Origin of the sequence: Streptomyces sp. NPDC059740 (assembly GCF_042733155.1) — a bacterium.
Taxonomy (GTDB): domain Bacteria; phylum Actinomycetota; class Actinomycetes; order Streptomycetales; family Streptomycetaceae; genus Streptomyces.
This window is the reverse complement of sequence record NZ_JBHWGP010000011.1, coordinates 110,315-136,272: the sequence shown is the minus strand read 5'-3', so window position 1 is coordinate 136,272 and position 25,958 is coordinate 110,315. Positions and strand designations below refer to the sequence as shown.

Genomic DNA, 25,958 nt, shown 5'->3' with positions numbered 1-25,958 from the left:
AGAGTGACGAACATGAAGCACATACCCGCGGCCATCGTGGCCACCGCGGGTGCCGCGACGGCCGTGGTCACCGCGCTGGCAGGCACCTCACCGTCCGTCATACCCGGCGCTCCCCCGGCAGCGGCGGAACACCGGGTGGAGCAGCGAGCGCAGCCGCGGACCGACCTCTCCGCGGACGCCACGACGACGGCGGGCACCATACGCCCGATCACGGCCCCCGCCACCGACCCGCCGGCCCCGGAGCCGCCGGGCCTGAAGCCGCCGGGCCTCAACCCACCGGTCACGGACTCCTCCGCCGTGCCGCCCGGCACTCCCCACCCGGCCGACCCGCCCCTCCGCACCACCGGCACCGGCTCCCCCCTCTCCCCCACCGGCGTCCTGCCGCCCTCACCCCTACTGCTGCGCCGCCTCCTGCCGCACCACCCGCCGGGCCCCTCCCTGCTGGGCGCACTGGCGGCCGGCGGCACCCCGCAGCCCGCCCTCCGCCCGTCGAGCGACCCGCTCCGGCCGGACCGCGCCCCGCAGCAGCCGTCCGCCAAGGACCTGCCCGCCGGGCCCTGTGCGCTGAGCGGCCCCTCCTCGGGCGTCACCGAGGCCGCGACCACGCCGGCCGGCTACTCCAGGACCTCCGGCACCGTCCGGGCACTGACGCTCTTCGTCGACTTCCCCGACGCCCCGGCCCGGACCTCCCCGCAGGCCCGCAACGCCGAGTTCTTCCCCGCCACCGCCGACTACTTCCGCCGCAGCTCCTACGGCCGGCTCGACTACCGGTCGACCCCGGTGCTGCGCTGGCTGCGCATGTCACGGCCGTTCTCCGCGTACGGCATCCAGCGGGGCTCCTCCTTCGACGTCCACTCCGGCAAGGGCTACGCGGCGCTCTCCCGAGAGATCCTCGCGGCCGTCGACGACGAGGTGGACTTCCGCCGCTTCGACCTGGTCAACGTCCTGGCGACACCCAACGCCGGGCCGCCTGCGACCCGGAGCGTGCTCTCGGTGACCTTCAGCGGCAGCGACACCGGGCTGATGACCGATGACGGCGTACCGCTGCGGAACACCTCCTTCATATGGAGCCGGCAGAACGGCGACAGCGCCTACCGCGTGCTCAACCACGAGAACGCCCACAGCTTCGGACTCCCCGACCTCTACTACGCCGACGACAGCGGCGCGCCGGACGCGGTGGGCCACTGGGACCTCATGAACGAGGACTGGGGGCCGGCCAACGACCTGCTGGGCTGGCACAAGTGGAAGCTGGGCTGGCTCTCCCCGAACCAGGTCACCTGCCTGCACCGCCCCGGAGAGTCGGCCGAGTACCGGTTGACGCCCATCAGCACACCGGGCGGGACCAAGCTCCTCACCGTGCCGTTGGACTCCCGCCGCGCGATCGCGATCGAGGCCCGCGAACGCGGACCCCTGGACCGGGCGGTCTGCCGCCCCGGCGTCCTCGTCTACCAGGTCTCCACCGACGTGCCGTCCGGTCAGGGCCCGACCCGGGTGATGGACGCGAAACCGCACAGCGGGGGCTGCCACTCCACCGACCCCAACGTCAACTCCGAGCTGACCGACGCCCCCTTCGCCGCAGGAGAGACCTACACCGACCGCAGCTCGGACCTCCGCGTCCAGGCCCTCGGCAAGGCCGCCGACGGCACCTACCGCGTCCGCGTGACGACCCCGTCCGCCCCCACCGAACCCGCCGCCTACCCCACGCCCCACACCGACCCGGCCACCCCCCACGACGACTCCCACCACGACCCGGCGGCCACCGGCCCGTCAGCCACCACTCCCCTCACCACCACCGGCGACCTCCCCGCACCACAGCACAGAGCCCGCAACGCACGCCCCTGACCCCACCCCCGGGTCCCGGCCCTGACACCCGGGGACGCCACCGTCAGCCACCGGCGCCGGGACCGCGGTCGGGGCCGGGATCGGGGCCGGGGCCGGGATCGGGGCTGGGGCCGGGGGCAGGATCGACACCGAGATCGGGACCGGTATCGGCGCCGGAGCCGGTGACGGGCGCCGTCTCCGCCTCTACCTCCGCCTCCACCTCCGTCCCCGCCCTTGTCTCCGTATCACTGAGCCAGTGGCGGCGCCCGATGCTGACCAGCCGCATCTGCCGCCGGGCGCTGTCCACGATGCTCCCGACCATGTCGGGTTCGTCGTCCTGGGCCTCGAGCATGGCCGTCGCCGTCATCACCAGCCTGTCCACGTACAGTTCCGCGAGCATCCGCACATCGGACGGGCTCCACCCCCGCGACTGCGGCTGCTCGGTGAGGACCGCCGCCACCTCCTCGGCGAAGCGCCCCAACTGAGCAGCGATGGCCAGCCGCACCGGCCGCACGCCACCGTGCCGCTCCCGCGCCACGAAGCGCACGTGCGAGGGGTGTTCGCGCACGTGCCGCAGCACGACCTCGACCGTGCGGTCTATGCGGTCCTCCGCCTCACCCGACCGCAGCAGCACCGAGGTGACGAGGTCGTGCAGGTTGCCCAGCGACTCCTCGACGAGCGCCACGCCCAACTCGCCCATGTCGGCGAAGTGCCGGTAGAAGGCCGCAGGCGAAATGCCGACCGCCCGCGTCAGCTCGCGCAGCCCCAGCCCGCTCAGGCTCTGCTCCTCCAGCAACCCCAACGCCGCGTCGAGCAGGGCCTGTCGGGTGCGTCGCTTCTGCGCCTGCCGGGCGCCCTCGATGTGACTCACATCATCAGTAAACAACCGTTCTCCGTGTCAGGTCGGGACGTCAGGGGTACTAGACTGACGAGTCAGTGAACAACTGTATGCCGGGGTGGCGGCAAGGGCGCACCCACCCCGGCCGCCCGGACCGCCCACGCGGTCACCCCTCAGCCCCAGGAAAGGCGATCATGCTCTTCCTCGTCGCAGCCCTCCTCCTCTTCGGGGTCGTGGTCGGCGCCGCGGCACACCTCCCCCTCCCGGTGACCCTCGCCGCGGCAACAGCCATCGCCCTCTGGCTGGGCATCTTCTTCGCCCGCGAGCGCCACAGGTCGGCGCGCACCCCCAAGGAGGTCTCCTGATGACCACGACGCCCTCCCCCCTCCTTCCCGTGCGCAACACCGCCGCCCGACTCGCCCAGGTCGACGGCATGGCCGTGGCGTCCTTCATCCTCGGCCTGACCGGCACCCTGGTCCTCAACCTGGTCCTGGGCCCCTGTGCCATCGTCCTCGCCACCGTCTCCCTGGTCCGAGGCACCACGCGCCGCACCCGCGCCCTCCTGGGCTTGGGCCTGGGCATCCTCGACCTGGTCCTGCTGGCAGTGCTGGTCACCGCCGACAACACCGTGAGCTGGAGCCTGGGCGGCTGACCCCCGCCTCTCCCACCGGCCCCACGACGGTCAGCTCCCACCCGCTACACTGTCCGCGGTGGCGTGCCCCTACGGGCGCACCACCACGTCACCCGGGAGCCGAGGCCACCGCCACCCCAGCGGCCCAGCCCCGCCCCACCCGGTGACCGTTCCGCCTCCGTAGCTCAGGGGATAGAGCACCGCTCTCCTAAAGCGGGTGTCGCAGGTTCGAATCCTGCCGGGGGCACCAGCGCGAAGGCCCCGGACCGATCTTGGTCCGGGGCCTTTGACATCCACTTCTGACATCAACGCAGGCGGTCACCCCCGATCGGGGCGCCTCTTTCGCAACAGCCGGTCCATGTGGCTCATGGCCTCGCGCTGGGTGTCCTGCACGACGTGCGTGTACACGTCCATGGTGATGCTGATCTGAGAGTGGCCCAGGATCTCCATCACCACGCGGGGCGCGACCCCGGCCGCCGTGAGCAGCGTCGCCGTCCCGTGCCGGGCATCGTGCAGCCGGACGACGCGCAGGCCGGCGGTCTGGGCCACGCGGGTGAAGGAGCGGTAGACGTTGCGCGGTTCCACCGGGCTCCCGGTGCGGGTGGCGAAGACATAGTCCGCGTCCCGCCACTTCTCACCCGCCTTGGCTCGCGCGTCCGCCTGCCGCATGCGGTGCCAGCGCAGGGGCGCGACGCACAGGCCGGGCAGGGGAACGGCCCGTCGGCGGCGGCTCTTCGGATCGTCGTCGTACAGGACCCCACGGCGCCGCTGGGTCTGGTGGCGGACGTAGAGGACGCGGTGGTCGAGGTCGACGTCCGCCCATCGCAGACCGACGATCTCCCCGCGCCGGAGCCCCATGGCGATGGCAAGCACGAAGGCCGCGTAGAGCGGGTCCGTACGCGCGGCAGCGAGGAAGTCCAACGTCTCCTCCAGCGTCCACGGGCTCAGTTCGCGGCTGTCCGTGCGCGGCGGCTCGACGAGCTTGGCGACGTTGCGCGTGATCAGCTCCTCGCGGCAGGCCGAGGACAGCGCCGACCTTAGAACCCGGTGGGACTCCTTCGCGGTTGCCGCCGTGGTCTCCTTCTCCAGACGGACCAGGAACCGGCGAACGTCGGCGACGCCCAACGATTCGAGCCGCTTGGCCCCGAGCAGGGGCACCAGGTAGAGCCGGACGTGGGATTCGTACTTGTCGTACGTGCTGAGCTTGCGACGCGGCTTGACCACGTTGTCCAGCCAGTACGGCAGCCACTCCGAGAGCTTGGCCGACTTGGTGGGCACGGGTACGCACTGGTCCACCTTGGCCAGCAGGTCCCGGCGCTTGGCGTCGCACTCGGCCCAGGTCTTGCCGTAGGCGAACTTCCGGGCACGGGTGCCGTCGGGCTGGAGCACGTAGACGGCTGCTTGGTACCGGCCGTCCTTGCGCCGGGTGATGGTGCCCGCCCCGTTGGGGTTCCGCTTGCGCTGCGCCATCAGGCCGCCGCCTCCAGTTCGTTGGTGATGTAGTCGCGCACAGCCCGGGCCGGGATGCGACGGCACCGGCCGATGGTGACCGAGGGCAGGCGCCGGGAGCGGATGAGGTCGTACACCGTGGACCGGCCGACCTTGAGCCGCGCCATGACGTCCGGCACCGTCAGCAGTTCGTCGTCACGCATGGGTGGGTTCTCCTTCCGTTCCGGGGGCGGGTTCGAGGGATGCGGCGAGCCAGGCTTCGGCGTCGGAGAGGCCGGTTCCGGCGAAGGCCCAGTGGGAGAGGACGAGGGTCGAATCCCGGTCCGGGCCGTTCGCCGATGCCGCCTGCGCCCGTCGCCATTCGGCCCGTGCGTCGCGGAGGGCGCCGAGGGTGGTGGAGTAGCGGCGGGACTTGGTGGAGAAGTGGCCTCGGAAGCCGAGCATGTGGGCCCAGGCGCGGAGGCGGAGGTGTTCGAGGTCCTTGCGTGCGCCGAGGGTCCAGGCGGTGCGGACGAGTTGGCGGGCGTGGTCGCTGATGTCGAGCTGGGCGAGTTCGGCGAGGAACCTCAGCGGGCGGTCGAGTGCTCCCGTGGCGGTCTCGGCGCCCTTGGTGGCGTACTTGGCGATGTAGGCGGCGACGGCTCGTTCGGTCAGCTCCCGGCCGTCGTGGAAGTCGGCGGACCGGATGGTGCGGACGTCGAGTTGGCGGCCGAAGGTGAAGGCGTGGGTGCGGCCGTCGATGTCCGGGCCGTCGACGTGGGCCTTGGCCGTGGCGGTGCGGATGGCGTCGGTGAGCAGGTCGGCGGTGGCCCAGGCCGGGGGCGGGGTGTCGCCGCCGGTGGGGCCGTCGATGCGGATGACGGCGTGGAAGTGGACGGCGCCACGCTTCTGGTACTCGGCGACCTTGGCGAAGGAGACGCGTGCGTGGTCGCGCAGCCGTCGCTGGGACAGTCCGGCGCGCTTGGCGACTTCCCGGCGGAGGTAGGTCGAGAAGCGCCGCCAGAGCGCGCCCGCATGGGCGTTCCAGAGGACGGCCGCGTCGTAGTCGTAGGTGTGGGGGTTGAGCGGGGTGCCGAGGGCGGTGTCCTCCTGGTCGTGGCGGGTGCCGCAGCGGCAGGGTCGGCCGCTGGAGGGGCGGTTGTGGACGGGGCCGAAGCTGGGGGCGGTGAAGGTGGCGAAGACGCGCGGGTGGGTGGCGACGTGTTCGGGGGTGCCCTTGCCGCCGCGCAGGCCCGAGGTGATCAGGTGGAAGGTGTCTCGGCGGTAGACCTCGGAGCAGGCGGGGCAGCGGGTCGAGCGGCGGTTGTTGCAGCGGACGAGGAGTTGGCCGGCGGGCAGGTCGGCGGAGTCGAGGTGCTGGAGGACGCGGCCGATCTCGCCGGTGGTGGTGTCGAGGTCGTGTTCGGTGCGGTGTCCGTCAAGGCGGATGGGGCGGGTGCAGCCGCCGAGTCCGGAGAGCTGGCGGAGGATACCGGGCAGGGTGCCGCCCTCGGCCAGGTTCACGAGTTCCGGGAGCGGTGGCGGGGTGGTGCCGGTGAAGATGGTCTTCTCCTTCTGGCTGGCTCTGTCTGGAGGGAGGCCCCGGGGCGGCCGGTTGCCTGGCGGTTGGCGTGCCGCCCCGGGGCGTTTCGTCAGCTGGGCTCAGCGGCGGCGGTCGCGGAGCAGGGAGCGCAGGACCACGGCGGCGACGGCCACGGACACGGCCGTGACGGCGACGGCGGCCAGGAGCGCGGTCAGGACGACCCCGCCGACGACGAGGGCCATGACCGCCTTGTGGTCGACGGAGAGCGTTGGGAGCGAACGGCGCACGGGCGCCGGTTCGGCGGCCGGTGCGTGGACCGGTGCGGGCGGCGGGGTCGGGGCCTCGGGGTACTTGGGCAGGAACACGGTTAGATCTCCTTACCTACTCGTCTAGTCATGCGAGCCGTTGATGATGCCCACGCCGGAGCGCGTGCCGGATTCGATGGAGGGGGCGAGGAAGGTGTGGGACAGCCAGAAGCCGAAGAGGGCGACCAGGACGACGACCCAGGCGCGGACGCCCAGGAACTTGACCGCTCCCCAGGCGAAGAGGCCGAGGACGAGGACAAGCGGCAGGCTGACGGTCACGGGGTGAGGGTCCTTTCAGCGGACGGGGCAGCGGTGGGTTCGGGCGGCCAGCTCGGCGGCGGCCCGGCTGTCGTAGTCGGCGGAGAAGCCGCAGCGGGGCGCGGTGCAAGCCGCGGTGTGCTTCTCCCGGCCACGCTGGTCGTAGGAGGTGCCGACCTGGACGGGGCCGACGCGGGCGACGTTGCGGAAGTGGTGCGGGCGGGGCATCACTGGCCGCCCTCTCCGGTGAAGTCGTGGGTGCGGGCGGCGAGCCACTGGCGGATCTCGTGGCGCTCTTCGACGGTGGCGCGGTTGATGGCGCGTTCGGCGATCCCCACGGCTTCGACGAACCGGTTGTTCCGGGTCAGCGAGGCGGCGAGTTCCAGGGCGGCCTGGATGGACGGGCGCATGGGTGGTTCTCCTTCTCTGTCAGCCGAGTTGGGCGGCAATGGCTTCGGCGAGCGGTGCGGGTACGCCGAGGCGGGCGCGGAGGGTCGAGGTGTCGATGTGTGTTCCGGTGCGGGTGCGGTGCTCGTCGGCGACCTTGCGGGCGTGGGTGACGAGGGCAGCAGGGACGGGAACGGCGGGAGGCTCGGGCGGCGGCTCGGTGGCTTGTGGCGCGGGATCCGGTTCGGGTGCGCGTTGCGGTTGGGCGATGGAGTCGGGGACGGGCTCCTGGACATAGACGGGTTCGGGTGGCTCGTCGGCTACTGCCGGAGCGGTGTGGGCGAGGAGCGTCCCGCCGAGGAAGGCGACCGCTGGCCACCCGGCCACCAGGACCCGCAGCCAGGCCGGGACGTGCTGGACGTCGAGCAGGCCGGCCGTGGCGACGTTGGCGCCGAGGGATGCGGCGAGGGCGATGACGAACCAGCCCCACCCGGCAGCCTTCGCGTCACCGGAGCGAAGCCGACGCCAGGCCGCGACAAGCAGCAGGTCAACGCTGATGGGGTAGGCCCACGCCTTCCACCCGTCCTGTCCGGCCGCCGAGGCGACGTCGTGGAGGTGGGCGAAGGAGAGTGCCGCCGCGATGAGCGCTTGGACGAGCACCGCGTCGACACGGGACAGGTGGGCACGCATGCTGCGGCTCCTTCCGGTTTTGGGCATGGCGGGGGTAGGGAGTTGGCGCGAGACGGTCACGCCGACCGGGGAAGGGGACGCGTTACTCGGTCACCGGGCGCGGCTTGACGAGGCTCACCGGAGCGTCGGCAGGGGCCGCCGGAGAGTGGGGCCGGAAGGGCCGGAGGGCGGGCACGTCCACCGCCAGGTGGGCTGACTCCCAGCAGGTCCGGGCAGCGTCGGCCAGGGACAGGTAGGGGGTGCGAATGCGGGACCAGCCGCCGGAGGTGTCACCGGCGACGGCGAGGCCCGGCCGTTCGGGGGCGATGGCGCATGCGGCCATGACCGCCTCGGGTGCGATGTCCCCGAGCGCCATCTTCGCCGAGGCTTCGTCGTTCACACGGTGGCAGACGCGGCCGGTCAACTGGGCCCGGAGCATGGTGGCGCCCTTGCCCAGCTCGGCACCGAAGCGCTGTCCGCACACCTCCAGGTAGATCCCTGCGGCGCGGCCGAGTTGGGCGAGGCGGATGAGGTGGGTGACCATCTCGTCTCGTCGTTCCTCATCCTTTCGGGTGGCGACGAGGAAGAGTTCGGCCACCTCGTCCACGAACAGCACGACCGGCGTCGGCCGTTCGTCCTCCGGCAGTCCCCACACATCGGAGGTGATGTCCTCGGCCGGAGTGTCGGTGGCGATCCCCTGTCGGGTCTTGATCAGGTCGTAGCGGTCCTCCATTTCCTTGACCAGCGCGGGCAACAGCTCGGCCGCCTGTTCCGGGTTGGTGGCGAGGGCGGAGAGCCGGGCCGCGAACGGTGCCAGCTCGACACCCTGCTTGCAGTCGATGCCGACCAGGGCGACGGGTTGCCGGGCCAGTCCGGCGATCAGGTGCCGCAGGTACATGGACTTGCCGGACAGCGTGGCGCCGAGGGTGAGTTGGTGGGGAACGGTGCGGTAGTCCCGCAGGAAGGGCGTCGCGTCCTCCCGCAGCGCCACCGGCACCTTGAGCGGGCCCGCGCCCAGCTTCCGGGGCATCCGCACCCGGCGCAGCACGTCGAAGCCGACGAGCCGCAGTTCCACCACACCAGGCTTCACGGTCGTCACGTAGACGGCGTGGACACCCCAGGCGTGCCGCAACCGTTCGGCGGAGGCGGCGACGTCGGCCGGCTCCTGCCCGGGAGCGAGCCGCAGCCGGAGCCGCAACCCGGTCGAGGTGGGCCGGATGATGCCCCGTCGAGGAGGCACCGGCCGCACCTCGCGGCGTGTGGTCGCCCTGACCGCGAGGACCCGCAGCCGGGACGGCGGCACGGCCAGGCCGCACGCTTCCATGACCGAGCCGTACGAGCCGAGCAGCCGGGCGGTCGATATCGGCAGGCCGAGGGTGGACCAGTAGGCCGCCGGATGGTGGGCCCGGGTGTAGGCGGCCCCGCCACCGAGTGCGGCGAGGGGGCCACCCACCTCCAGGAGCGTCGTCAGGTCGGACATCAGGCCGCGCCCTCCGCAGCGGCCGGGAACGCAGCCGGGGTGATGGCGGCCGCACGGAAGGCGATGCCGTGCCGCTGCTGTCCACCCAGCACGCTCTCCCACGGACGGGCCAGCAGGCCGGGCAGCGAGACCGGCGCGCCGAGCGCCAGCCCCTCGGACACCCCGCTCTCCGGCACCGTGACCTTCACAAGCGAGGACTCGCCTCCCTCGATGAAGACGACGCCGAGCGTCATCAGGGCTTCTCCGCTCGTGGCGTCCTTGGCGATCTCGCCGGTCTGCCGGTCGCGGACCTTCGGTTCCGGAGCCTCGGTCAGCAGGATCGTTGCCGCCGAGCTGTCCACGCGGATGGTGCGCACGCGAAATTCCTATCTACTCGTCTAGACATGCTGCCTTGTTCGAACCCGCATCTGCGGGCACGACGACAACTGTGCCACACGTCTTAGCTACTCGTCTATACGAGTGAGCCTGTCGGTGTGTACGAGTACCGGGACGAAGCCGCCCGCGCACCACCGCGGTTCACCTCCTCACGTCGCCGGGAGCTGGTACGACAGCACGTAGGCGTCCGCCGCCATCACCGTGTCGCAGACCTCGACGGCCCGCCCCTCCGTGTCGAACGCGGTCCGGATCAGATGGATCACCGGCACCCCGGAGGCCAGCCGCAGCATGCGCACCTCTTCCGGGGAGGGCATGCGGGCGCGAATCTCCTCCTCGAAGTGGTCCAGGTGGTGACCCAGCTCCTCCAGGCGGGCGTAGATGCCGCCGGGCCCCGGGTTCGGCTCTGCGATCGGCGTCCCCCGGGCGATGTCCAGCGGGAGGAAGGAGGTCGCGAACTCGACAGGCCGCCCGTCCAGGAGGTACCGGCGCCGCCGGGCGAGGACGCGTCGCACCGAGCCGAGCCGGGTGGAGATGTCCTGGGCCGCCTTCTCCTCCTTGACCTCCAGGCTGTCCACCTGCGGGTGACTTCCGGCCGCGTCGGCCTCCACGATGAACGCCGACTTCCCCTGGTCGCGGTGGCGCCGCGCGAAGCGGTCCGAGGCGAGCCGCCGCACCGGGGGGCGGGGTCGCACGAATACGCCCTTGCCGTGCTCGGCGTGCACCAGGCCCTCCCCCTGGAGGACGGAGAAGGCGTTGCGGACCGTCATCCGGGAGACGCCGAAGTGCTCCACGAGTTCCGATTCCGAGGGCAGCTTCTCGCCCTCGTGGAAGCGTCCGCGGTCGATGCCTTCACGTAGCTGGTCAGCGATCTGCCGGAAGACGGCGCGGTCACTCGTAGGGTCGAGCTGGCCGAGTGAGCCGGAGGAGAGAGGGGGCATGTGTACTCCTTTAGGTATCTAGACGAGCGGCCGAGTTTTGTTGCTACGGTGGAGAGCCTAGCCAGCCGAGAAGGCCGAGGACCGACCGTGAGCACAGACCGCCCGCACTCCGTGAGCGTCGCCGGCGTCATCGTCGACGACCAGGGCCGGGCCCTGCTGATCAAGCGGCGCGACAACGGCCACTGGGAACCGCCGGGCGGCGTCCTCGAACGTGAGGAGACCATCCCCGAAGCCCTCCAACGCGAGGTCCTCGAAGAGACCGGCGTCAAGATCAAGTCCCCGGCGACCCTCACCGGCGTCTACAAGAACATGACCGGGCTGATCGTCTCCATGGTCTTCCGCTGCGAAGCCGCCGACGGCACCCCCACCACGGGCGAGGAGACCCGCGCACTGCGCTGGGCCACCCGCGAAGAGGTCATCGAACTCGCCGACGAGGCATACGCGATCCGCGTCCTGGACGCCCTGGACGCGACGTCCCCGCCGGCCATCCGCGCGCACGACGGCGTGAAACTCGTCTAGCTCTGACCCGCAGTACATGTCGGCCTACCAGCACGAAGGAACTTGTATGCACGAGTATATGAGTACGGCGAAGGTCTGGGGACTGTCTTGCCCAGGTTTCCCGGAAGAGGTCCGCCGGGCCCGCCGCTGGACCCGCGACATCCTGCACGGATTCCCCCAGCTCGAAGACGCCGAACTGATCGTCAGCGAACTCAGCGCGAACGCGATCCTCCACACCACCAGCGGCCGCAAGACCGGCACCTTCCACCTGTCGTTGTCGGTCTCACCGGAGCTGGTCGCCCTGTCGGTCACGGACAGCGGGGGCGTCAAGACGAAGCCGAAGGTCTCACTCCCCGGTCGGCACGCCGTCCACGGACGCGGGCTCGCTATGGTCACCGCGATCGCCGACCGCGTCGTCATCTACGACAGCCAGGCCGGCCACACGGTGACAGCCGAACTCTTCACCACCGTCTGCCCGGAAGGCTGGCCATGCTGACGAACCTCGGCGTTGAAGGCTTAACCGCAGCCACAGCCACGACCGCCGAGGCAGGGCGCGGGGCGTATCGCTGCTCGGCGGTCGCGTACCCGCTGCACGAGGGCGGCCCGACTGGGTTGGGGACCTACGAGGCGCCGAGTCCGCGCCTGGCGATCCGTTGGCTTCGGGAGCGAGCGGGGCACGTCGCTGATCAGCTCGACATGGCGTACGCGCAGCCAGGGCGCTACTGGCTCAGGGACGAGGCCGAGCACGAACGTGCCCTCGCCTACCTCTCGGGCGGCACGGCGTACCAACTCACCCTGCACGACGACACCGCGCGCTACTTGCTCACGGTCTACCCGCCGAGGGGTGCCGCGTGAGCGAACTCCGCCGCGGCTACTGGTGCGAGTGCTGGACGCAGGACCTCAATAGCCCCGGTAGGTCGGTCCTGCTCAGTTCACACGACGCCTACGCGGCTGGGCAGGCTGTGCGCTGGATCGCGGCCGCCTTGAGCACCATCACGCCAGTACTGCGCGGGGAGGCCGCATGGGATGCCTGGTACTGGCTTGAGGAAGGCCGAGACGCGACGAGGCATGCGCTTCTGCGCGGGGAGCCCTGCACGGTCGTGATCGGCCATGGTCGGACACGTATCACCTGGACCGCCCGACCAGTGGTCTTCCTGCCGCTCGCTCACCGCCAAGGGGCTGAACTACCAGCCTGCGCCTACGCCTTCAGGCCCTTCCCCACGGACTGAGTTACAACTTTCTCTACTGGTTCAAGGCGGCTCGCTCCGCTCCCCGCGCGCGGCCCGGCCCCCGCCCGGGCCTGCGCTCCTGTCTCCGCCCCGCTCCAGCCCGGCCGACGCCCGCGCCGCGCTCAGGCGGATGAGCCGAAAACCACGAGGCGAGTACCGCACAGGGCAACGGCCAAGGTCAGAACAGTGCCTCCGGCGGGGGACCGGCCGGCACCGGGATGCAGGGGGCACCGTCGCCGACTGCGAGCCCGTAAGTGGCGTGCGTGGGAGCTCCCATCCCGTCCGCCGTCGACCCAGGCAGAGCCGAGCAGACGCGGCCCAGGGCGTCCAGGTCGTTCGTACAGTGGCGCGCTCCACCTGGACGCCCTGAACCACGCCCGCTCCACAGTGTGTGGGTCGACGGCGGACGGGATGGGAGCTGGGGTGAATTGGGGGAATTCGCAGGCCCTCAGGAAACCAAGTAGGAGCACATCTAGTCAGGCAAGGCATTTACGATGCGCGAAGAGACGGAGCGCTGCCGAAGGTAGCTCGCCATGAAGCGCGCCTCATGAGGATTCTCCCTCAGAAGTGAAGCGATTAGCATTACGTCATCCATGTCCCCCAGGGCTTCCACCAAGTCAGCAAACACTCCGCCGATATAGAATCGATTATGACTCGCACCCACAATGAGTATTCGCCGAAGCGCCGCCCTCCGCAGCTCGAAATCCGTACTAACGATCACTACATTTCGAAAGAAGTTGGCAATTTTATCCGTATAAGTAAAAGGGTGATCCCCTTCCGAGAGTTCATCAAACCTGAGGACTATTCGCTTGAATTCTCGGGTCGAATAGACTTCCATGGCAGCCAGAGAATCTGCAGGCAGAAAAGGTACGAAGTCCTTGTAGAAGATCTCGTCCTCGGCGTTTTCGATCAACAGTCGAGCGAGCTGCGCCGCTGCCCTTTCGTCGCCTTCAATGCACTCCGTATTCAGCGCGCGGGCCGCCTCCATGAGGTCTGTGCCGCTCGGCGCCTCAGACGTCAGGAGCTCTAGTTCATTGCGGAACTCTGCCATTTTCTGATAGCGCGAAGACGGAGATTCACTTACTGACTTACTGATCAGGTATCGGAATTTCCTAGGTACCTGCTCTAGCCTCATATAGGGGAACGGAGACTTACCGGTGAGCATGTGGTAAAAGATTCGACCGATGGAGAATATATCCGCGCTAGCCGTAATCTCGTGAGCATCGTCGTACTGCTCAGGCGCCATATACGCAACAGAGCCAACTACCGTATTTGACTGCGTGATAGTCAGACTGTTGGAATTCATATCGAGGCACAGGCCGAAATCCGAGACCACCCACCCTTTGTCCAGAAGTAGGATATTGGCGGGTTTGAGGTCGCGATGCAGGACCCCTTCGCGGTGGGCGTAGTCAATGGCATCTGCCACGACCAAGATTATATTAGTGGCTTCCATCTCGGAAATGGGCCCCGATTTCAGTACCTCTTCTAGGGAGGTCTCCGCTCGCGGCATTGTGAATGACGGGCCTGTGGCGTTGCGATAGATTCCGAGTATAGGCATAATGCCTGGATGTGTAAGCTTCGACTGAATGCGCGCTTCTCGTTGAAACCTTGCCATCTCTCGACTTCCTGCGTCGAGGTTTGCATCAGCCAAAGGACGTTTAAGGGCCACAATGGTCGACGTGGATTCCTCGCGGACGAGGAGGACCTCTCCTTGCCCACCAGCGCCAAGCTTACGAATCTTGTGAAACCTTGACCTAGACATGCCGCCCCCTGAGTCTTTGGCAGGGCCCCTGCCCGCGACTTGACAACCGATATGTTATCGGCGAGGGCCTTCTCTCGGGGCGTTCTCGGCTCGTCTGGTAGGACTCAGTCCAGACGGAGCCCTACCAGACCGACCCCAAAGACGGCACGTGACGGCAGTGATTGATGGCAACGTCGACACACGACGGCTGCCCAAGGCTTGCTGCGGCGCTGGCCCGCATCGAAGGTGACCAGCACTGAACCAATCTAGCTAGGGCTACGGATCAGAGGGCCTCTGACATCCACAGCTGACATCAACGACGCCGGACAGGGGAGCACACCAGCACACCTCTTCGACCGTCACCCCAGCCGACGACAGCGCTCGGAGCAGGCTCGAATCGAACTCCTAAAGCGGGTGTCGCAGGTTCGAATCCTGCCGGGGGCACCAGCGCAAAGGCCCCGGACCGATCTTGGTCCGGGGCCTTTGACATCCCCTTCCGCGCCGATCGGCAACACCGTCGAGCCGGCTCCGCGCTCGCCGGGCATGGTCTGGAGACCGCATCGAGCCCGCCGTCACTCCTCAAGGATGTCTGTCGGAGAGCTGTCACGGACGGACCCGGCGGCGACGCGGACAACGCCCCGCCGTGGCCTCTCTTGTCGCATTATGCGATCGAGTGGGGGATCGGGCACACAACTGACGCTGAGCGCTCAACCGGGTCGGCAAGCACCTGGGGCAGGTTCCGTACGAGAACATCGCATCCATCAGGGTTGAGGGTGGCAAGACCTGGCAGCCGGTCACCATCACCATGACCGACGGCGCGAGGGTGACCCTCGAAGGGCGCGGCGCCCTCCACGCCGTAGCGGTCGAGTTCGACAAACGCAAGGAGTGAAGCGGTGCACTCGCGCTTGTCCGGCTGTTCGTGATCGAAGCGGGATCCTGATCGAAGCGGGTGCCGTGGAAGACGTAGGCACGCTTGTCGAACCTCTGGCTACGGCAGGAGAGCCCATGCCTTCCGCGGCACCGTCACGACTTCAGCCGTCCGATGACGGCTCCGACCGTGAGCCGCTGGACAGGACCTATAGCCCCGCCACCTGGGCTGAGGAGCCTCCGGAACACGCCGAGAATCCGTCGCTCCTGCCCCCTCGGCCGGACTACTCTCGCCGCATGCCGCCTCGAAAGACCTCGTACGTCTGCTTGCCCTGCCGGGCTTCGTACAAGCAGCCGCACCCCGGCCGCTACGACTACGACCGGGTCTGTCCACGCTGCGCGGCACCACTCGTCCACGTCGGCTCCGCCTTCGCGGCTCCCAAAAGGCGGGACACCTCTGGCTGGCGCACGCTCTCCGTGCTACTGCGCGCCGGAGTGCGTTTCCACAAGAGTTGCTGCGGCGGTCCGGGCTACCGCCCTCGAACCCTCAGGGAAGTGCGGGAGCGGATGGCCTACGCCGGGGCTACTGGGGAGCCGTTCGCTCAGGCCCTGGTCCGCCGCGAACTGCCGTAGCAACCACAAGCTCCGCGACCTCGTCGAGGCGGTCGGGGAAGAGACGCCCGTAGGTGTCCAGCGTCAGCGTCGCCGACTTGTGCCTGAGCAGAACTCCCGCTGCCTCAGTGAACTCGACTCATGCGGCGGCCCGGCCCCCGTTGGAGGCCCCGGAGGACGCCCCCCGCCCCCTCCACCGCAAGCCGCCCCCGTACCCAACGGGCCGAACCTGAAAGCGGCTTCAAAGCGCTTCAGGTCAGCTTCAGGTTGCCTCAGGCAGGGTGAACCCCGTCGGCACACGCCATGCCAGGAGGCTACGAGCAGGAAACGTCCAGACGCGCCATGTCAGCGCCGGGAATGAGCCATTCCGACCCTTCTGACGCTTAGCGCGTACTGAGCGCATGAGAGATCACAGTACGGATTCGACCGATCGGCAGGAGAAGTCATGAGCAGTGCAACGGCGACGTGTTCGCAGACGGAGTCCGGCGAGCTGTGGAACAGCGGGGGGCCTCTCGAACTGCGGCCCGTGGCACTCGACCCCCAGCTTATAGCCGAACTCGCCGAGGTCAGGGTGGCCATCCCCCGATCCGTCCTCATCGGCTGGGTGGACGTGCCGCCCGGGGATCCTCGCGGGGCGACCCATCACGCGCTCTACCTCACCCCTGGCGGCTACCTCTACCGGGTCACGGCCTACACCGACGGCCGTCCCGCCAAGAGCGCGGACTCCAACTGAGCCAGCTGTACCGGGTGCCCGGCCAGTCCTCGACGTCGTCCAGGTGATTCGCGATACGCAGCAGGGCGGGTGGGCAACGCAGCCGGACCATGGTGGGACGGTGATCGGGAGCCCGGCCGGCAGGGAATGCCCGGTGATCGGCCGCGGACTCGAAGCCGTACCGGCACTCCAGGCTCGTGAACTCGGCCTCCGTCAGCCCCGCCTCGAACCAGCGGAGTTCCGTCTGTGTCAGGCGATGTGCAACCTTCGCGCCCAGACGAACTCCCTCGTTGCGCGCGGAGCAGTGCACCTTCGACTGGGGGGCGGCGGAACAGTGCGCCTTCGGCAGAGGGCGGCGGAGCAGGGCGCCTTCGGCAGGGGGCGTGTGCCCGGCAGTCCTGCACGGGTCCGCGCGGCGGTCGGGGACCGGGAGTGGGTGACCTGGCTCGTAGGGGCCATGCCCCGCCTGCCGACGACGGATCCTGGTGGAGCTGGAGCCGCACCCCGGCGCAGCCTCACGCTTCTCACCGTGTCCTCCGTTGCCGTCATGCTGTCCTGCGCCCTCGGGCTGCTCGGCCTGGACTCCCTGTTCCGGGCCACCTCCGCCTGCCTCGTCGCCGTCACCCTGGCCGGTCTGCTGGCCGCGGTCGCCCTGCTGCCCCGCCGCAGCCTCCTGCGGGCCGGTGCCCTGATCGGCAGCGCGGCAGTGGGTGCCGTGCTCCTCTTCTGCGGGTCGTTCCTGCTGCTGCCTGCGGTACTGGCCGTCGCCGCCGGCGCCTTCCACGCCCGCAGCCGTTCTTCGCGGGCCACCCGCGCTCCAGGAGAGCCGCCCCTCGCGAGTAAGGGGTCCTTGCCATATGAGCGTCCGATGAGGTCGCGTGGTCTGGTGCCGTGCATCGCAAAGTGCCGGAGAGTCCTCGTGGCGGAGCTGCTAGGGCTTTTCGGCAACGCCGCGAGGTGCGGTGCCGGACCACGCGGCCCGGGCGGGCATATGGCAAGGCCCCCTAAGCCCTGACCAGCACTGGCATGCCTGTGGTACACCCGGAGAACCCGTCGCCGCCGTATCGGAGGTCCTCATGCGCCGCCTCGCCGTCTTCCTCGCCTCGTCCGACGGACACGACCCGGCGCACGCCGAGCTGGCCGCCGGGGTGGGCGTGGAGCTGGCCCGGCGCGACATCGGTCTGGTCTACGGCGGTGGCCGCCGGGGGTTGATGGGAGTGGTGGCGGACAGCGTGCTGGAGGCAGGCGGCGAGGTCATCGGCGTCATGCCGCGCAGCATGGTCGAGCGGGAGTGGGCGCACGAGGGGGTGACGGAGCTGCTCATGTGCGACTCGATGCACGAGCGCAAGGCGCTGATGGCTGAGCACGCCGACGCGTTCGTCGCCCTGCCAGGCGGGCTCGGCACCCTGGAGGAGATATTCGAGGTCTGGTCATGGCGCCAACTCGGCTTCCACACCAAGCCCGTCGGCTTCCTCGACGCCGGAGGCTTCTGGACGCCGCTGCTCGGTGCCCTGCGCTCGATCGCCGACTCCGGCTTTCTCCCCGAGTCCACCCTCGGCGACCTCGCCGTCGCACCCGACCTGAGCGGTCTGCTGGCGGCGTTGGAGGAGCGGCTGCGCAGCATGCCGCGGCCAGCGCACGGCGAGACCTGGCGGTAGCTCACCAGCCGCCCGAAGGTGGTCGATGAGGTTGATGAGGTCCGTGTGGTCTGCGTGGTCGGTGTGGTCGGTGACGCTTCGGTGACGGGTGACGAGTCGGTCGTCGCCGATGGCAGAGCGCCGGCTTCCCGCCCCCGAGCAGGCTGTCGGCCGTCAGTCGGCCGTTACGGGGTGGCCCGGGGACGGCACGGTTGAGGCAGGCGTCCGACGAGACCGCCTGGGATCGGCCGAACAGGACGTCAGGGCACCGGAGCCCGTGCCCGCGGGACCCGGTGTCGCCGGCTTCTTCTCCAAGGCACATGAGGGGTAAAGCACCCCACCCAGCCCCACCCCACCCGCCCGGAGATCAGACTCACTCGGGCGGGTGAACCTGCCCGGCTGGGCTGGATTTCGCGCCCCCCAACACCCTTACGCTCAGGCCGACAACCACAGACATGCATCGGCCCTCGGCCGGGAGTAGCAATCCCGATCGAGGGCCTGACCACCGAGGAAGAAGAAGGCTTCCCGATGGGTAACCAAAACCCTAGCGTGCCCCCGCACGCCCAGTCAGCCGTTGGCGGCAACACACCCCCCGCACGGGGGAATCCGCGCCCTCGTCGCCGTCCCGCGGACCACCGTGCCACCGCCCACCCGGCCGGTGTCACCCACGACAACACCCGCCACACCGCGCGCTTCACGGTGGTCGGCAACCACCTGGCCCAGCACCGGGAGCTCTCGCTGCTCGCCATCGGGCTTGCCGTACACATCCAGTCGCTGCCGACCGGTGCCCGCGTCGACATCAGGAGCCTCGCCGAACGGTTCGCCGAAGGGCGCGTCCGCATCGCTGCCGGGCTGCGGGAGTTGGAGGCGCACGGCTACCTGCGGCGCGTCCGGGAGCGCACTCCGGCCGGGTTGATCGTCACGCGCACGGTCTCCTGCAACCAGCCGGACGCAGCCCACCGGAGAACCCCCGCCCCGCCGGCTCGGGACGTGCCCGCCCGCACCGCAGCCCCCGCCGACCCGGCCGCTGCTCGGCATGGACGCATCCCGAAGCCGTCACGGGGTGCCGGGCTGCCCCGGAAGACCGGCTCCGACGGCCACACAGCCGCCTCCCCGGCCCACGTCTCCGCCTCCCCCCGTCCGCCTGTCCCCCGCAGCTCGGACGTCTCCCCACCTCACGCGGCCGCCTCCCCGCCGCAGTCCGCGGCCGCCGACAGGCAACAGGGCCTCGTGAAGCAGCACCGCCCTCTCCCGCCCGTGCCCCAGCCCACCCGCTCCTCCCCCTCCGTCCTCCAGCCGGCCGTCGGTCTCCTCGCCGCCCTGCACCGCGAGGACGCCCGTCTGCTCCTCTCCGCCTGTGAGACCGTTCATCTGGCCCCGGGCGTCGCCGCCTGGCTGGAGCGCGAGGTCTCCCCGGAAGCTGTCGCCCACGCCCTGACCGCCGGCCTGCCGCCCGAGGGCCTACGGCGCCCGGCCGCTCTCCTGGCGCACCGCCTCGCAGCCCGGCTTCCTCCCCCACCTCCGTTCCGCGTCCCGTACGCCCCACCGCCCGCGAGGTACCCGCTCCACAACTGCGACGGCTGCGACCGCGCGTTCCGAGGCCGGGAGCCGGGCCGGTGCGGCGACTGCCGGTCGTCGGCGGACGTCCCGGTTCCCGTTCCCTCCGGCTCCGGGTTCCAGCCGTCAGCTGGGCCGGTGTCTCGTGGTCGCCGGTGAGGGCCGGGAACAGGGCGGGGCCGCCTACCCGGGCCTCCGGCAGACCAGGCGGCCGGGCCCCCGTTCGGCCGCTCCCCACAGGCAGGGCGCCGTCCGCCGCCCCACCCTGGTCATGAGGCACCAGGGTCGGTGGGCGGGCTGCCGGCGCGGCGGTGGTGACGATCGGTGCGCGGCGGTGGGCCGCCGCAGGACGACGGAGAGCGCGATGTCAGGAGCGACCGGTCCCAACGAGGACATGGTGGTGGGGCGTACCAATTCCAGCGAGGAACGCACCATTCTGCTGGGCAAGAACGGTGAGGCCGCGCCCAACGGTTACGCGGACGACTTCGTCCTCCATGTCGGCATCGACGGTGACAAGGTGCTGCGGACCGTGGCCGCCGGGGTGGACGGGATCTCCGCCAAGGGAACCGTCGAGTTCCCCACCGGCGGCGCCATCGGCACCATGCCCGCGGGCAACGGCGTCTACGGCCGGGGCCTCAACGGCGTCGTGGGCTACGTGCACGCCGAGCAGCGCGACAAGGACGTCGAGCAGGACGTGCAGAGCGGGGTGTTCGGCGCGGGCGGTGCTTCGGCCGGTGTCTTCGGGCACGGCGCACAGGGCGTGCTCGGCTACTCCCGGACCACGGCACGCGACAAGGACTGGGAGGCGGAGCGCAGGTCGGGGGTCAGCGGCCGGTCCGACGAGATCGGCGTGCGGGGCAAGGGGGGCGACGGCGGTGTGCAGGGGGCGAGCGAGAAGAGCTTCGGCGTCGAGGGCACCGGCAGCCCGGGGGTCCGCGGTGTCAGTGGCGACGGCATCGCCGTCTACGGCGAAAGCGGCTCGGGTCCCGGCGTCCACGCCGTCTCCGACAAGGAGTGCGGCGGCCTCTTCCAGTCCCGGCGCGCCGGCCAGGTATGGCTGATCCCCAGGGCCGTCCCGGTGCCGGACGTTCCCGTCGTCGACGTCACGCCCGAGGCTCTCGCCTACCTCCCGGGCAAGCAGAACCCCCTGTCCCGCACTGGACGGCCCGGCGAACTCCAGGCTCTCGTGGACTCCGAGGGGCACGCCACGCTCTGGTTCTGTGTCACCAACTCCGCCGACGGTGGCTCCCGGTGGGCCCAGGTACTCCTCGGTGACGACTTCGAGGGGACGCACGACCCGGCGTCGGACGAGTAGTCGGGCAGGCGGTCGGACGGGCAGTCGGACGGGGTAGTACGGGGGCGGGCGGGCTGCGGGGCCCGCCCGCCCGGGCACTGGACGAAGAGCACGAAGAGCACGAAACGTACGAAAAGCACGAAGAGCACGGGGCGTCCCGTGCCCGGTCCGCCCCGGGACGGTGTTCTGCTGGAGATGCGGACGGTCCGCAGACGGCTGTGGGCCCGTTGGTCGCGGCGCGCCCCAGCTGTGAACCGGCTGGTCACGGCGCTCCGGCTGCGAGCCGCTGGTCATAGTGCTCCGGCTGCGCAGCCACTGGTCACAGCGCTCCGGCTGCGCAGCCACTGGTCACGGCGCTCCGGCTGCGGGGCCGCTGGTCAGAGTGCTGCGGCCGTGACCCGGTGGGCGGCCAGCGCCGGTTCCACGCAGTCCCAGATGCTCGCGACATGGCGGCTGGCCGGGGGCATTCCGGTGGGGCGGCGCAGCCAGGACTCGAATCCGGCGAGGATGCCCGCCACCAGCGCCGTGGCGGTCTCCGGGTCGACGTGGGGACCGAGGGCGCCCTGCTCGCGGGCTTCCCGGAGGGACGCCCTGACCGTCGGCAGCCAGGCGGTGGTCCAGTCGTCACCGGTCTGGGGCCGCTCGGTCGAGAGCCGGGCCGCCGCGCGGACCACCGGCTCCTCCTCCAGCAGCCGCACGACGGTGAGGAGCACCGCGCGGGTCCGTGTCAGCGCCGGGCCCGGCTCGGCGAAGGCGGCGGTCACGGCCTGCCGCATCACGGTCGCGGCCTCGCTGTGTACCGCGGCGATGAGCTGGTCCTTGACGGGGAAGTGGAAGGTGAGGGCTCCCATGGACATGCCGATCGAGCGGCTGATGCCGGTGAGGGAGGCGCCATGGAACCCCCGGCGGTCGATCTCCGTCGCAGCCGCCCGCACCAGCGCGCTGCGCGTGCGTTCCGCTCGTTCCTGCACGACAGTCCCCTTCTGCGTCCTGTTCATCCGCCTGCGCTCCCGTCCGCGCGCGACGGGCAGTCCGGGGACCGGGGTTCCGCTTCCCCGCACCCGCCCGGCCTACGGTGCAGAAAAATGCAGAGCACTATTTTTGCAGGCCAAATCCTGCCAGGAGTGTCGACAACGACGCAACCTCGCCTGTGGGACGCCGGTTTGAGGCGAACGTGCTACGCACCTGCTCGCCGCACGCTCATCACCACCGGCTCCTGCGCCTGCAGTTGACGGTGGTGCGTGACAAGTCGCCCAGGCCGAGGCGCGGTTGTCGCTCGGCCTGCGGGGTGCCGGCCGGCCGCCCGCAGCCGGGCGGCCGGTGGTCTCAGACCGCGCTGCACCCGCCGTCCACCGGGACGGACGCGCCGGTGATGAAGGAGGAGCGGTCGCTGCAGAGCCACGCCACCGCCTGGGCGATCTCCTGCGGGTCGGCCATCCGCTTCTGTATGGCGCGTGCCACGGAGGCCTTCTCCAGGACGGGGTGCCGCTTGATGGCCTCGTCCATCAACTCGCTGTGCGTGGTACCGACCATGAGGGCGTTGACCCTGATGCCGCGTCCGCCGTACTCGGCGGCGGCGGCCTTCGTCAGCCCTGCGACGGCGTGCTTGGAGGCCACGTACGGGGCGGTGGCACCGGTGGCGAACATGCCTGCGGTGCTGGAGGTGTTGACGATGGAGCCGCCGGCCTCCTGCTGGAGCATGACCGGTATCTGGTGGCGAAGGCAGTTCCACACGCCGCGGACGTTGACATCCATCATGCGGTCGTAGTCCGCGTCGTCCATCTCGTGCAGGGAGGGGCCGACGGAGCCCCAACCGGCATTGTTGAAGGCACCGTCCAGTGATCCGTAGGTCTCCACCGCGGTCGTCACCGCGTGGCGGACGTCCTCGGAGGAACGGACGTCACCGACCGCGACCGTGGCACGCCCCCCGGCCTCCGTGATCGAACCGGCGAGGGCGAGCAGCCGTTCCTCGCGCCTGGCCATGAGGACGACCGCCGCCCCCTCGCCGGCCAACAAGCGCGCAGCCGCCTCCCCGATGCCGCTGGAAGCTCCCGTGATCATCACTGTCTTGCCACTGAGCACTGCCGTCCTCCTGATCGTCCGCCCGATTGTGCGCGATGACCTGGGAGGGGCGCTATGCCTGGACGTCGCGACGTTGCAGCACCGCGGCCTCGGAGCGCCGGGACGTCAGGCCGTTCGGGATCTGGAGGCCGGTGTCCTGGCTGGTTCCGCCGCCCTCAGAGCCCTCTGCCCCGTGCCTCGCCGAACTCAAGGCGTTTGGCTGTGCTGGGCACGGCCAGGGACGGAAGCACGCACCGCCAGGTCTCCTCCACACGTTGCGGCAGGTCCCGTCGGCCCGATTCCAGGGAGGCGTGCATCTGCGCCCCGGTGCAGGCGTTGACGATCAGCCGGGCCATGGGGGCGACCTCCGCCCCCGACCGCAGCTCCCGCAGCCGGCGGGCTTCGAGGAAGTCCTGGGTGATGATCTCCGTCCACTGGGCGTGGGAATTGTCCCGGGGTGAGACGAACTGCTCCTGGTCGGTCACCAGCCGCGCCCCGGCTAGCAGAACGGGGTTGTCCAGCATCCCGTACGCCCAGGTCAGCGTTATGTCGACGGCGTGCTGAAGGCCCCTGGACTCCAGAGGTGGGACGACCGTGGCCGGCTGGCTGAGAACGATCTCCCGGGCCAGTTCCTCCTTGTTCTGGAAGTGGAAGTACATCGCTCCCAGGGTGAGGCCGGCACGCCGCGCGATGTTGGAGACGCTCGCCCCGGCGAAGCCGGACTCGGCGAACACCTCCGCCGCCGCCCGGATGAGGGTCGCTCTCGTCCGTATCGCACGCTCCTGCTTGACGACCCTTCCCGCCATCGCATCTCATCCGTTCTTCTCGACAGAGAAAAGAAGACTCTCTATTTTTGGCCACAGGTCAAGGTGTGGGGCTCCGGCGCAGCACGAAGCCACCACGGCTCGACAGGCGCTCATGTCCTGGGGAGTACGCGCATGGCTGGCATCACCGTCCAGAGGGTTCCCAAGGATCGCCCCGCACCTGGAACGGCGGCACTGACCCGTAAGAGGTCATCCGCCGAGTCCATGGTGCGGGAGTGGCGCGAGGTCGTACCCGACACTCACGTCGTGACGATCGAACGACCCCTCTCCCACGCGTTCTACACGCTCGCCACCGGCATCGCGAGCCCTCTCCTCTTCACCGAGGGTGCCCGCCAGGCCCTGGCAGTCCTCTCCCACACCGCCTATCGGGTGCCACTGGCGGACCGGCTGGGGTGGGACTACGTGCACACCTCGATCAACTCCGAACGCTGGATCCGGGGTTCCCGTACGACGGTAGTCGAATTGCGGGTCACACATACCCAGGTCACGCGCCGACGTATGGGGTCGGTGTACCTGACGGCGCTTGTCGAGGGCTTCCAGGACGGCGAGCCCATCGGCACAGGAGAGTTCAAGTACAACACCCATCCGCCGGCCGTCTACAACCGGTTGCGCAGAGGACGGCAGGACGCGCTGGCAGCCTTCGCCCAGGCTCTCCCGCCCGCACCGCCCGTCCCCGCAGCCCAGGTGGACCGGCTGGACCCCCACGACGTGGTGGTGTCGGCCACCAAAACCCCCGGCGGCTACCAGCTCCGGGCCGTCACCGACCACGAGGTGCTCTTCGACCACCCCCACGACCACATACCGGGGATGGTGCTGCTGGAGGCCGCGACACAGGCGGTCCAGGCCGAGGGGGCACCGGTCCGGCTGCTGCCCGTCGCCCTGGAGAGCACCTTCACCAGGTACACCGAACTCGACTCCCCGTGCTTGCTCTCCGTCATCCCGGTGGACCCCGACGGCGATGCCCGCCCCCGGATGCGGGTGGAGGCGTCTCAGAACGGGCAACAGGTCTTCTCGACCGACGTCACCTGCGAGGTCCTGCCTGGGTGATCGTGGCTGTGGCTGTGGCCGCCGTCGAAGCGCGGGTGGGCGTGCGGGCGGGGAGGGGGGGTGGTTCACAGCACCAGGTCGGCGAGACGGTCGACCTCCGTGAGGTGGGCCAGGGTCGGGGTGAAGACGACCTCGTTCATCCCCACCGACTCGAACTCCGTGATGATCTCGCGGATGCGCCGCGGGGTGCGCACCGCGCCCTCGGCGATGGTGTTCCCGTGGTCTCCCGCATAGGCGTAGTACTTCCGCAGGTAGGCGTCTGCGGCCTCGTCGTGGCGGGGGTCGGTCGAGAAGTACGCCAGGCCCAGCAGGCGCGGCTCTCCGGGCCGGCCCGCCTCGCGCCAGGCGTCCAGGACCTGCCCGACCATGGGTTCGGCACGCCGGGGGCCGCCGCCGGCACCGGTCCAGCCGGCGCCCCAGCGAGCGGTCCGGCGCACCGCCCGCCGGCCGTGGCCGCCGACGAGCACGGGCACCTCCCGGCCGGGCGGTACGACGGCGCGCTGCTCCCCCTCGTGGTCCCCGGCCTCGACGGGCTCCCCCCGCCATGCCCGGTGCAGGTACTCCAGCTGCCGGTCGAAGACGTCGCCACGGGAGGCGAAGTCCCGCTCGGAGGCGCGGTAGTCCGACTCGCGGGCTCCGACGCCCAGGCCGAGGGTGAGGCGCCCCCCGCTGAGCTGCGCCACGGTACCGGTGATCTTGGCGAGTACCGCGTCGGGATAGGTGGGGGCCAGCACCGCGTTGGTGAGCAGCTCGATGCGGGACGTCGCCGCGCCGACGGCGGCGAGTGCGGTGAGCGAGTCGTAGGAGGGATAGGGGACGCGGCCGATGGTGGAGACGAAGGCGAAGCCGCGTTCCTCCGCGCGCCGCGCCCACTGCAGCAGCAGCGGCCCGTCGACGCCGGGGGTGGTGTTCGGGAGTCCGATTCCGATGCGCATGCCGCCTCGCCTTCTCACTGTCCCGTTCCCCGGGGCCCCTGGCCTTGGTGGCGCGCGGGGTCCGGGCCGTCCCCGAGGGCACGCGCGGCCGGACTGTGACCTGGTGGCACGGCGTCCGGGCTGTCCCGGCCCGCACGTGTCCGGGCCGGACGCTGCCTCCCGCGGGGTGTTCCGGTACCTCGGTACCCCGATGCCCCGGCCCGCAGACCTTACGGGTTCCGGCCGGGCTCACGGGCTCTGCCCGAGCGCGGGACCGGAGCCGGCCCGACGG

At 70.3% G+C, this 25,958-nt stretch carries 30 protein-coding genes and 1 tRNA gene; 14 read left to right on the top strand and 17 right to left on the bottom strand.

The window, feature by feature from the left end:
- The first annotated feature begins 12 nt into the window (after positions 1-12).
- A complete protein-coding gene (locus tag ACFV3R_RS16035; protein ID WP_385582004.1) occupies positions 13-1,842 on the top strand; it encodes a M6 family metalloprotease domain-containing protein in 1,830 nt (609 codons plus the stop codon).
- A 43-nt stretch (positions 1,843-1,885) separates the two neighbouring features.
- Here the strand turns inward: ACFV3R_RS16035 and ACFV3R_RS16030 are convergent, their stop codons facing one another.
- A complete protein-coding gene (locus ACFV3R_RS16030) occupies positions 1,886-2,692 on the bottom strand; it encodes a TetR family transcriptional regulator (protein WP_385582001.1) in 807 nt (268 codons plus the stop codon).
- 161 nt (positions 2,693-2,853) lie between these two features.
- On the opposite strand from ACFV3R_RS16030, the gene ACFV3R_RS16025 reads away from it, so the two are divergent.
- The 3 genes from ACFV3R_RS16025 to ACFV3R_RS16015 all read left to right on the top strand — a co-directional run bounded on the left by ACFV3R_RS16025 (position 2,854) and on the right by ACFV3R_RS16015 (position 3,540).
- Positions 2,854-3,024, top strand: coding sequence for a hypothetical protein (locus tag ACFV3R_RS16025; protein ID WP_385581998.1), 171 nt, complete (start codon positions 2,854-2,856; stop codon positions 3,022-3,024).
- Positions 3,024-3,311 carry a hypothetical protein gene (locus ACFV3R_RS16020; protein ID WP_385581996.1) on the top strand — a complete coding sequence of 96 codons (288 nt, stop codon included), beginning with the start codon at positions 3,024-3,026 and terminating at the stop codon, positions 3,309-3,311. Before ACFV3R_RS16025 ends, ACFV3R_RS16020 begins: the two co-directional genes overlap by 1 nt.
- A gap of 153 nt (positions 3,312-3,464) precedes the next feature.
- Positions 3,465-3,540 (top strand) — tRNA-Arg (locus ACFV3R_RS16015).
- Between the two features lie 68 nt (positions 3,541-3,608).
- Here the strand turns inward: ACFV3R_RS16015 and ACFV3R_RS16010 are convergent.
- The 11 genes from ACFV3R_RS16010 to ACFV3R_RS15960 form a co-directional block, all read right to left on the bottom strand.
- Positions 3,609-4,763 carry a tyrosine-type recombinase/integrase gene (locus ACFV3R_RS16010; RefSeq protein WP_385582256.1) on the bottom strand — a complete coding sequence of 385 codons (1,155 nt, stop codon included), beginning with the start codon at positions 4,761-4,763 and terminating at the stop codon, positions 3,609-3,611.
- Complete coding sequence (locus tag ACFV3R_RS16005) at positions 4,760-4,942, bottom strand: helix-turn-helix domain-containing protein (RefSeq protein WP_385581993.1); 183 nt, start codon at positions 4,940-4,942, stop codon at positions 4,760-4,762. The genes ACFV3R_RS16010 and ACFV3R_RS16005 overlap by 4 nt, the downstream gene beginning before the upstream one ends.
- Positions 4,935-6,236, bottom strand: coding sequence for a replication initiator (locus tag ACFV3R_RS16000; protein WP_385582253.1), 1,302 nt, complete (start codon positions 6,234-6,236; stop codon positions 4,935-4,937). Before ACFV3R_RS16000 ends, ACFV3R_RS16005 begins: the two co-directional genes overlap by 8 nt.
- Positions 6,237-6,380: 144 nt before the next feature.
- On the bottom strand, positions 6,381-6,626 hold the full coding sequence (locus ACFV3R_RS15995; RefSeq protein WP_385581990.1) for a SpdD protein: 246 nt from the start codon (positions 6,624-6,626) through the stop codon (positions 6,381-6,383).
- Positions 6,627-6,650: 24 nt separating this feature from the next.
- A complete protein-coding gene (locus ACFV3R_RS15990; RefSeq protein ID WP_385581988.1) occupies positions 6,651-6,845 on the bottom strand; it encodes a hypothetical protein in 195 nt (64 codons plus the stop codon).
- 15 nt (positions 6,846-6,860) lie between these two features.
- Entirely contained in the window at positions 6,861-7,052 is a 192-nt protein-coding gene (locus ACFV3R_RS15985; protein WP_385581985.1) for a mobile element transfer protein, read from the bottom strand.
- Positions 7,052-7,234, bottom strand: a complete 183-nt coding sequence (locus tag ACFV3R_RS15980; protein ID WP_385581983.1) for a hypothetical protein — start codon at positions 7,232-7,234, stop codon at positions 7,052-7,054. The genes ACFV3R_RS15985 and ACFV3R_RS15980 overlap by 1 nt, the downstream gene beginning before the upstream one ends.
- A 19-nt stretch (positions 7,235-7,253) precedes the next feature.
- Positions 7,254-7,901: a DUF2637 domain-containing protein gene (locus ACFV3R_RS15975; RefSeq protein ID WP_385581980.1), complete on the bottom strand. Its 648-nt coding sequence runs from the start codon at positions 7,899-7,901 to the stop codon at positions 7,254-7,256.
- Positions 7,902-7,983: 82 nt separating this feature from the next.
- The gene (locus ACFV3R_RS15970) at positions 7,984-9,360 is read right to left on the bottom strand and encodes an FtsK/SpoIIIE domain-containing protein (RefSeq protein WP_385581978.1); all 1,377 of its coding nucleotides are present in this window, start codon (positions 9,358-9,360) and stop codon (positions 7,984-7,986) included.
- The gene (locus ACFV3R_RS15965; protein WP_385581976.1) at positions 9,360-9,716 is read right to left on the bottom strand and encodes a hypothetical protein; all 357 of its coding nucleotides are present in this window, start codon (positions 9,714-9,716) and stop codon (positions 9,360-9,362) included. The genes ACFV3R_RS15970 and ACFV3R_RS15965 overlap by 1 nt, the downstream gene beginning before the upstream one ends.
- A gap of 168 nt (positions 9,717-9,884) precedes the next feature.
- On the bottom strand, positions 9,885-10,673 hold the full coding sequence (locus ACFV3R_RS15960; RefSeq protein ID WP_385581974.1) for a GntR family transcriptional regulator: 789 nt from the start codon (positions 10,671-10,673) through the stop codon (positions 9,885-9,887).
- Positions 10,674-10,784: 111 nt separating this feature from the next.
- On the opposite strand from ACFV3R_RS15960, the gene ACFV3R_RS15955 reads away from it, so the two are divergent.
- The 3 genes from ACFV3R_RS15955 (at position 10,785) to ACFV3R_RS15945 (ending at position 12,026) form a co-directional block, all read left to right on the top strand.
- Positions 10,785-11,192, top strand: a complete 408-nt coding sequence (locus ACFV3R_RS15955) for an NUDIX hydrolase (RefSeq protein WP_385582250.1) — start codon at positions 10,785-10,787, stop codon at positions 11,190-11,192.
- 46 nt (positions 11,193-11,238) lie between these two features.
- Positions 11,239-11,667, top strand: coding sequence for an ATP-binding protein (locus ACFV3R_RS15950; protein ID WP_385581969.1), 429 nt, complete (start codon positions 11,239-11,241; stop codon positions 11,665-11,667).
- A 200-nt stretch (positions 11,668-11,867) separates the two neighbouring features.
- Positions 11,868-12,026: a hypothetical protein gene (locus ACFV3R_RS15945; RefSeq protein WP_385581966.1), complete on the top strand. Its 159-nt coding sequence runs from the start codon at positions 11,868-11,870 to the stop codon at positions 12,024-12,026.
- Between the two features lie 846 nt (positions 12,027-12,872).
- Here the strand turns inward: ACFV3R_RS15945 and ACFV3R_RS15940 are convergent.
- Positions 12,873-14,162 carry a serine/threonine-protein kinase gene (locus ACFV3R_RS15940; RefSeq protein WP_385581963.1) on the bottom strand — a complete coding sequence of 430 codons (1,290 nt, stop codon included), beginning with the start codon at positions 14,160-14,162 and terminating at the stop codon, positions 12,873-12,875.
- 1,143 nt (positions 14,163-15,305) lie between these two features.
- Between ACFV3R_RS15940 and ACFV3R_RS15935 the strand changes: the two genes are divergently transcribed.
- The 6 genes from ACFV3R_RS15935 (at position 15,306) to ACFV3R_RS15910 (ending at position 20,841) form a co-directional block, all read left to right on the top strand.
- Positions 15,306-15,641 carry a deoxyxylulose-5-phosphate synthase gene (locus tag ACFV3R_RS15935; protein WP_385581960.1) on the top strand — a complete coding sequence of 112 codons (336 nt, stop codon included), beginning with the start codon at positions 15,306-15,308 and terminating at the stop codon, positions 15,639-15,641.
- Positions 15,642-16,191: 550 nt separating this feature from the next.
- Positions 16,192-16,353 (top strand): hypothetical protein, encoded by a 162-nt coding sequence (locus tag ACFV3R_RS15930; RefSeq protein ID WP_385581957.1) that lies wholly within the window; start codon positions 16,192-16,194, stop codon positions 16,351-16,353.
- Between the two features lie 508 nt (positions 16,354-16,861).
- Positions 16,862-17,347 (top strand): hypothetical protein, encoded by a 486-nt coding sequence (locus tag ACFV3R_RS15925; RefSeq protein ID WP_385581955.1) that lies wholly within the window; start codon positions 16,862-16,864, stop codon positions 17,345-17,347.
- Between the two features lie 61 nt (positions 17,348-17,408).
- The gene (locus tag ACFV3R_RS15920; protein WP_385581952.1) at positions 17,409-17,990 is read left to right on the top strand and encodes a TIGR00730 family Rossman fold protein; all 582 of its coding nucleotides are present in this window, start codon (positions 17,409-17,411) and stop codon (positions 17,988-17,990) included.
- Positions 17,991-18,497: 507 nt separating this feature from the next.
- Positions 18,498-19,685 carry a helix-turn-helix domain-containing protein gene (locus tag ACFV3R_RS15915; protein ID WP_385581949.1) on the top strand — a complete coding sequence of 396 codons (1,188 nt, stop codon included), beginning with the start codon at positions 18,498-18,500 and terminating at the stop codon, positions 19,683-19,685.
- A gap of 205 nt (positions 19,686-19,890) precedes the next feature.
- A complete protein-coding gene (locus ACFV3R_RS15910; RefSeq protein WP_385581946.1) occupies positions 19,891-20,841 on the top strand; it encodes a hypothetical protein in 951 nt (316 codons plus the stop codon).
- 356 nt (positions 20,842-21,197) lie between these two features.
- Here the strand turns inward: ACFV3R_RS15910 and ACFV3R_RS15905 are convergent, their stop codons facing one another.
- The 3 genes from ACFV3R_RS15905 to ACFV3R_RS15895 form a co-directional block, all read right to left on the bottom strand.
- A complete protein-coding gene (locus ACFV3R_RS15905; protein ID WP_385581943.1) occupies positions 21,198-21,818 on the bottom strand; it encodes a ScbR family autoregulator-binding transcription factor in 621 nt (206 codons plus the stop codon).
- Between the two features lie 328 nt (positions 21,819-22,146).
- On the bottom strand, positions 22,147-22,881 hold the full coding sequence (locus ACFV3R_RS15900) for an SDR family NAD(P)-dependent oxidoreductase (protein WP_385582247.1): 735 nt from the start codon (positions 22,879-22,881) through the stop codon (positions 22,147-22,149).
- 176 nt (positions 22,882-23,057) lie between these two features.
- On the bottom strand, positions 23,058-23,687 hold the full coding sequence (locus ACFV3R_RS15895) for a ScbR family autoregulator-binding transcription factor (protein WP_385581940.1): 630 nt from the start codon (positions 23,685-23,687) through the stop codon (positions 23,058-23,060).
- Positions 23,688-23,819: 132 nt separating this feature from the next.
- On the opposite strand from ACFV3R_RS15895, the gene ACFV3R_RS15890 reads away from it, so the two are divergent.
- Entirely contained in the window at positions 23,820-24,752 is a 933-nt protein-coding gene (locus ACFV3R_RS15890) for a ScbA/BarX family gamma-butyrolactone biosynthesis protein (protein WP_385581936.1), read from the top strand.
- A 65-nt stretch (positions 24,753-24,817) separates the two neighbouring features.
- Here ACFV3R_RS15890 and ACFV3R_RS15885 read toward each other — a convergent pair whose 3' ends face one another.
- Entirely contained in the window at positions 24,818-25,687 is an 870-nt protein-coding gene (locus ACFV3R_RS15885; RefSeq protein ID WP_385581933.1) for an LLM class flavin-dependent oxidoreductase, read from the bottom strand.
- Positions 25,688-25,958: the final 271 nt, after the last annotated feature.

Excerpts from the sequence above, each read along its gene's own strand:
- ACFV3R_RS16035 (WP_385582004.1), top strand. The coding sequence starts at position 13 with ATGAAGCACATACCCGCGGCCATCGTGGCCACCGCGGGTGCCGCGACG.
- ACFV3R_RS16025 (WP_385581998.1), top strand. The coding sequence starts at position 2,854 with ATGCTCTTCCTCGTCGCAGCCCTCCTCCTCTTCGGGGTCGTGGTCGGC.
- ACFV3R_RS16020 (WP_385581996.1), top strand. The coding sequence starts at position 3,024 with ATGACCACGACGCCCTCCCCCCTCCTTCCCGTGCGCAACACCGCCGCC.
- ACFV3R_RS16005 (WP_385581993.1), bottom strand. The coding sequence starts at position 4,942 with ATGCGTGACGACGAACTGCTGACGGTGCCGGACGTCATGGCGCGGCTC.
- ACFV3R_RS15985 (WP_385581985.1), bottom strand. The coding sequence starts at position 7,052 with ATGCCCCGCCCGCACCACTTCCGCAACGTCGCCCGCGTCGGCCCCGTC.
- ACFV3R_RS15980 (WP_385581983.1), bottom strand. The coding sequence starts at position 7,234 with ATGCGCCCGTCCATCCAGGCCGCCCTGGAACTCGCCGCCTCGCTGACC.
- ACFV3R_RS15975 (WP_385581980.1), bottom strand. The coding sequence starts at position 7,901 with ATGCGTGCCCACCTGTCCCGTGTCGACGCGGTGCTCGTCCAAGCGCTC.
- ACFV3R_RS15970 (WP_385581978.1), bottom strand. The coding sequence starts at position 9,360 with ATGTCCGACCTGACGACGCTCCTGGAGGTGGGTGGCCCCCTCGCCGCA.
- ACFV3R_RS15960 (WP_385581974.1), bottom strand. The coding sequence starts at position 10,673 with ATGCCCCCTCTCTCCTCCGGCTCACTCGGCCAGCTCGACCCTACGAGT.
- ACFV3R_RS15950 (WP_385581969.1), top strand. The coding sequence starts at position 11,239 with ATGCACGAGTATATGAGTACGGCGAAGGTCTGGGGACTGTCTTGCCCA.
- ACFV3R_RS15945 (WP_385581966.1), top strand. The coding sequence starts at position 11,868 with ATGGCGTACGCGCAGCCAGGGCGCTACTGGCTCAGGGACGAGGCCGAG.
- ACFV3R_RS15940 (WP_385581963.1), bottom strand. The coding sequence starts at position 14,162 with ATGTCTAGGTCAAGGTTTCACAAGATTCGTAAGCTTGGCGCTGGTGGG.
- ACFV3R_RS15935 (WP_385581960.1), top strand. The coding sequence starts at position 15,306 with ATGCCGCCTCGAAAGACCTCGTACGTCTGCTTGCCCTGCCGGGCTTCG.
- ACFV3R_RS15920 (WP_385581952.1), top strand. The coding sequence starts at position 17,409 with ATGCGCCGCCTCGCCGTCTTCCTCGCCTCGTCCGACGGACACGACCCG.
- ACFV3R_RS15915 (WP_385581949.1), top strand. The coding sequence starts at position 18,498 with ATGGGTAACCAAAACCCTAGCGTGCCCCCGCACGCCCAGTCAGCCGTT.
- ACFV3R_RS15910 (WP_385581946.1), top strand. The coding sequence starts at position 19,891 with ATGTCAGGAGCGACCGGTCCCAACGAGGACATGGTGGTGGGGCGTACC.
- ACFV3R_RS15905 (WP_385581943.1), bottom strand. The coding sequence starts at position 21,818 with ATGAACAGGACGCAGAAGGGGACTGTCGTGCAGGAACGAGCGGAACGC.
- ACFV3R_RS15900 (WP_385582247.1), bottom strand. The coding sequence starts at position 22,881 with ATGATCACGGGAGCTTCCAGCGGCATCGGGGAGGCGGCTGCGCGCTTG.
- ACFV3R_RS15895 (WP_385581940.1), bottom strand. The coding sequence starts at position 23,687 with ATGGCGGGAAGGGTCGTCAAGCAGGAGCGTGCGATACGGACGAGAGCG.
- ACFV3R_RS15890 (WP_385581936.1), top strand. The coding sequence starts at position 23,820 with ATGGCTGGCATCACCGTCCAGAGGGTTCCCAAGGATCGCCCCGCACCT.
- ACFV3R_RS15885 (WP_385581933.1), bottom strand. The coding sequence starts at position 25,687 with ATGCGCATCGGAATCGGACTCCCGAACACCACCCCCGGCGTCGACGGG.